Origin of the sequence: Bacillus cereus group sp. MYBK79-1, from assembly GCF_051915365.1 — a bacterium.
Classification (GTDB): Bacteria; Bacillota; Bacilli; order Bacillales; family Bacillaceae_G; genus Bacillus_A.
The window spans coordinates 1-4078 of the sequence record NZ_JBQAEO010000033.1 but is presented as its reverse complement, the minus strand read 5'-3'; the positions used below and the strand labels follow the sequence as shown (position 1 = coordinate 4078).

Genomic DNA, 4078 nt, shown 5'->3' with positions numbered 1-4078 from the left:
GTTCATCCTGAGCCAGGATCAAACTCTCCAATAAAGTTAGTTTGTCTAGCATCTAAAAATAAAAATTGACGTTTCACGTTGTTTGTTTCGTTCAGTTTTCAAAGAACTACTCGGTCGCTCATTTGCGACTTCCTTATGTTAACATCTTCGTTAGTTAATGTCAACTAAGTTTTTTATTTCGTTTGCCGCGTTCTGCGTTATTGCATCGGCGACTTGTTCTATATTACACCTCTAACCTACAATCGTCAATACCTTTTTATAAATATATTCAAGTTAATGTTTTTACACTCTCTAATCTAGAAAAGAGCCTATAAAGATTGTATTATCAGCAAAGCCTCTTCTACTTTACTTTCATTTCTTCTTCCAAAATACATTCAAGTTTACTTATACACTAGACTTAATTTGCATGTAAGTTTTTCACCAGCGAAACTAACAACCTTATTTTAATAAATACTAATATGTAGTTTGAAAATTATCACACTCCCTAATACCTCTTTACTCATTAAGCACTCTATTAGAAACGATTGAAGGTATACGTATTTTTATAACAGACAACGATACAGTAATTCTTATATACTACTCTAGTTATAGAGTTCCCCTTATATGAAGTAATCGTTACTGACCTGTTCACTCGTAAATAAATAGAAACACACTAATACATTTACTAACTATCCCTATGTCACTGAAATAACAGACTTATATCTCTTTCATCTTTAGCAGCATCCATTTCCATATGGCCTAGCCGTAATAATTTTATATACTCTTAACAAACATTTAAGATACACAACTAAACTATACTCGATTAAAAATACGTACCTCAATTGATCGAGTGTACCCAACACACCGGATAGGAACGTTTGTTCTTTTGATGTTTTATCACATTTAATAATGTTTATCCTATACCTATTAGTTGCGTTTTAACACTAGAAGAGCGAATCGAGTTACTAACAAAGCATGTAATTTTATTGTTTCTATTATGTAGCCCTCGTTTTGAAATACATATAGAATCACAAATTCATTTATTTCTAGCTACAAACCTAAGAATACACAACAATAAGAAACCAATACATATAAAACACTCACAAAAACAAGTTCTGCAACAATGTATACTTTGGCTGCACAATTATAAATCATACTCTTTTCAACACCTATAGAAGTCCTGTACGTATTTAACGCAAATATAAACTAAAAAGTTTCAATATAAAAAGAGCCGGAATTTCTACTCTAAGGAAAATCCGCCTCTTTATATATTCGGCCATAACCAAAATAATTTTTACATTTAAGATTAAATGTCTATTTAATATTCCCTACTCTGCTGTGCTGAAGATGGATATATCATATCTGTCACTGCATGATATAGATTTTCTGGATGTTCAGCTATCCGATGACATAAATACAAGTACCACTCTTTCCCATAAGTCAAATATACTCTAGCGTTATGTCCCTTGTTTTTCAAATCACTTAACATATCCGGACGAATTCCATATAGCATTTCTATTTCTACATTAGATTGACTAAAATATTGACGTTGCTCCATCTCTTTAATAAGAATTTCATCGTGTGTAGCTATATATACAGGATGATTATTTTCAATTAGTTGTTCTACAATCTGAAGATACTGTTGATTTAAATCAGTTGACCTAGACATAGCAATATCTGAAGCTTCTTGGTAGGCACCTTTTACAACTCTTATTTTCCCTGGGTAATGTAGGAGTTCTTGAATATCATTGTTCGAACGATATAAATGTGCCTGAATCGTTATCCCTACATTAGGATATTGCTCAGTTGTTTTTTTATAGATAGAAAGAATATCCGCTGTTTTAGATGATTCTTCCATACTTATCATAAGGCTAGTTCCGTGTACTTCGGCCTTCTCTGCCAACTCCATTAAATGAAGATAAGATATTTCTGGATCTATAGATAATCCAATATGCGATAAATCGAGTGATACTGTTTGTTTCATAGATAGAGCACCCATGTCACCAATAAGATTCCAAAACTCATTTTTTTCTTTATAGCATTCCTCTATATCTAGAATGTTTTCCCCTATATATTCTAGTGAAGTATGATAACCTTTTGTAATTAGTTCTTTTGCTGTTACAATCCCCTCCTGTCTCGTTTCTCCGGTGACAAAGCGTTTCGCAGCTTGCAATACTAGCGCATAGAGTTCAGGGGATTGTTGTACATAGGATTTTATATGTTCATTTCGTGCAATCGATTTAAATGCCTGAGCTACTTGTAATTCTAGTTTAGTCATCACATTTTCATCTCCTTTAGAACGATTTGATCCAACTATAGCATGCTAAAATGGTTCGTATTAGTACCATTTTAGCTAAACTTTTATGGTACCAATTTTGATGAAGAGAGCATTTATATGCTTTGGATACCTATTGATCGATCATTAGATATAAGTTTAATTCGACAGGTCTATCACCAAATACGTGAACGAATATTAAACGGAGAGCTAAAATCCGGAGAAAAACTACCCTCAACACGAGAATTATCTTCTGAGTTAAGCGTGTCTAGAAATGTAATTTTAGAAGCGTATGATCAATTATTTTCCGAAGGTTTTTTGGTCGCTCGACAGGGAGCCGGGACATTCATTGCAGAAGGGACTTATTTAGAACAACGTAAAAAATCAACTCTAATTGATTCTTTATCTTGGTGCGAAGAAGCAAACAAGGACAGTAACATCATTAATTTTCGTTCAGGGATACCAGCATTAGACTTATTTCCACGTAAGAGCTGGGCAAAATTGTCTCACAACATATGGAACGAGACACCTCCTTCTACGTTTGGATACGATATCCCCGAAGGGCGTCCAGAATTAAGAAAGGTTTTATCACACTATTTACTAAAAACAAGAGGAGTTTTTTGTCATCCAGAACAATTGGTAATTACCTCCGGTGCAGCTCAAGCTTTAACACTTGTTTCTAAGTTACTTTTGTCAACAGGCGACGAAGTACTAATAGAAGATCCAATCACCAATGACATTCAAATAATTTTTAAAAATTCAGGAGCCTTCCTTTATCCTATACCAGTTGATGATAATGGGATGGATACATCTTTGCTGCCTGCAAATAAAAATCCAAAATTCATCTTCACTACTCCTTCTCATCAGTTTCCTTTAGGAGGAGCATTACCGATTCAACGACGGGTTCAATTGATTAACTACTCAAGGAAAACAAATTGTTATCTCATTGAAGATGATTATGACAGTGAGTTTCGATATGAAGGTTCACCTGTGAGTTCATTACAGGGATTGGATCCCGAGCGTGTTATATATATAGGTTCATTTAGTAAAATTTTATCCCCGGCCCTTAGGATGGGATACTTAGTTCTTCCCTCACACCTTATTGAAAAATGTCGCAGGGTAAAATGGTTTTCAGATTTACATACACCTTCTTTAAATCAGCTTGTCCTTGCTAAATTTATTGCCGAAGATTATTTGGAACGACATATTATGAAGATGAAAAAAATCTATAAAACTCGAAGAGACTTCCTTATCCAGCAATTAAAATTAGCATTTTCAAATAAGATCAATATTTCCGGTTATTCTACAGGATTACACCTGATTGTTGAATTCAATCAAGTTCAATTCACAAAAGAATTACTTGAGGAAATCCAACAACTCGGAGTGAAAGTATATCCTGTAGAAGAGCACGCCATTAAAAAAGGAAAACATCATAATCGAATTATTATAGGGTATGGACATTTAACGACTGAAGAAATAAAAGAAGGTGTGAGCAGACTACAGAGGGCAATTCCTTGTATATATTCTTGTTAACGAATAGACGTTCTAACAAACTTGGCCATATTTTTCTGAAGGTATGTGCTATTTAGATGTGAAATTATAATAAAATAAAGCTATTTCTTGCTAGATAAACGTACTCATAGAGCCAAACATTAATTACAAGATTATTTCATTAAACACAAAAAAGACGAGTCATTCTGACTCGTCTTAAGCTTGCTTGGCGACGTCCTACTCTCACAGGGACAAGGTCCCAACTACCATCGGCGCTAGAGAGCTTAACTTCCGTGTTCGGTATGGGAACGGGTGTGACCTCTCTGCCATCAT

At 34.3% G+C, this 4078-nt stretch carries 2 protein-coding genes, 1 rRNA gene and 1 pseudogene; 2 read left to right on the top strand and 2 right to left on the bottom strand.

Annotated features, from left to right (window positions below):
* Window positions 1–569: 569 nt before the first annotated feature.
* A pseudogene (locus ACTFOB_RS26230) lies at window positions 570–682 on the top strand (ABC transporter permease); the annotation flags it as partial.
* A 615-nt stretch (window positions 683–1297) separates the two neighbouring features.
* Here ACTFOB_RS26230 and ACTFOB_RS26225 read toward each other — a convergent pair.
* Window positions 1298–2257: a proline dehydrogenase family protein gene (locus ACTFOB_RS26225; RefSeq protein WP_440030123.1), complete on the bottom strand. Its 960-nt coding sequence runs from the start codon at window positions 2255–2257 to the stop codon at window positions 1298–1300.
* Between the two features lie 117 nt (window positions 2258–2374).
* On the opposite strand from ACTFOB_RS26225, the gene pdxR reads away from it, so the two are divergent.
* Window positions 2375–3787 (top strand): MocR-like pyridoxine biosynthesis transcription factor PdxR, encoded by a 1413-nt coding sequence (gene pdxR, locus ACTFOB_RS26220; protein WP_440030121.1) that lies wholly within the window; start codon window positions 2375–2377, stop codon window positions 3785–3787.
* A 182-nt stretch (window positions 3788–3969) separates the two neighbouring features.
* Here the strand turns inward: pdxR and rrf are convergent.
* A 5S ribosomal RNA gene (gene rrf / locus ACTFOB_RS26215) occupies window positions 3970–4078 on the bottom strand; the annotation flags it as partial.

Excerpts from the sequence above, each read along its gene's own strand:
- ACTFOB_RS26225 (WP_440030123.1), bottom strand. The coding sequence starts at position 2,257 with ATGACTAAACTAGAATTACAAGTAGCTCAGGCATTTAAATCGATTGCA.
- pdxR (WP_440030121.1), top strand. The coding sequence starts at position 2,375 with ATGCTTTGGATACCTATTGATCGATCATTAGATATAAGTTTAATTCGA.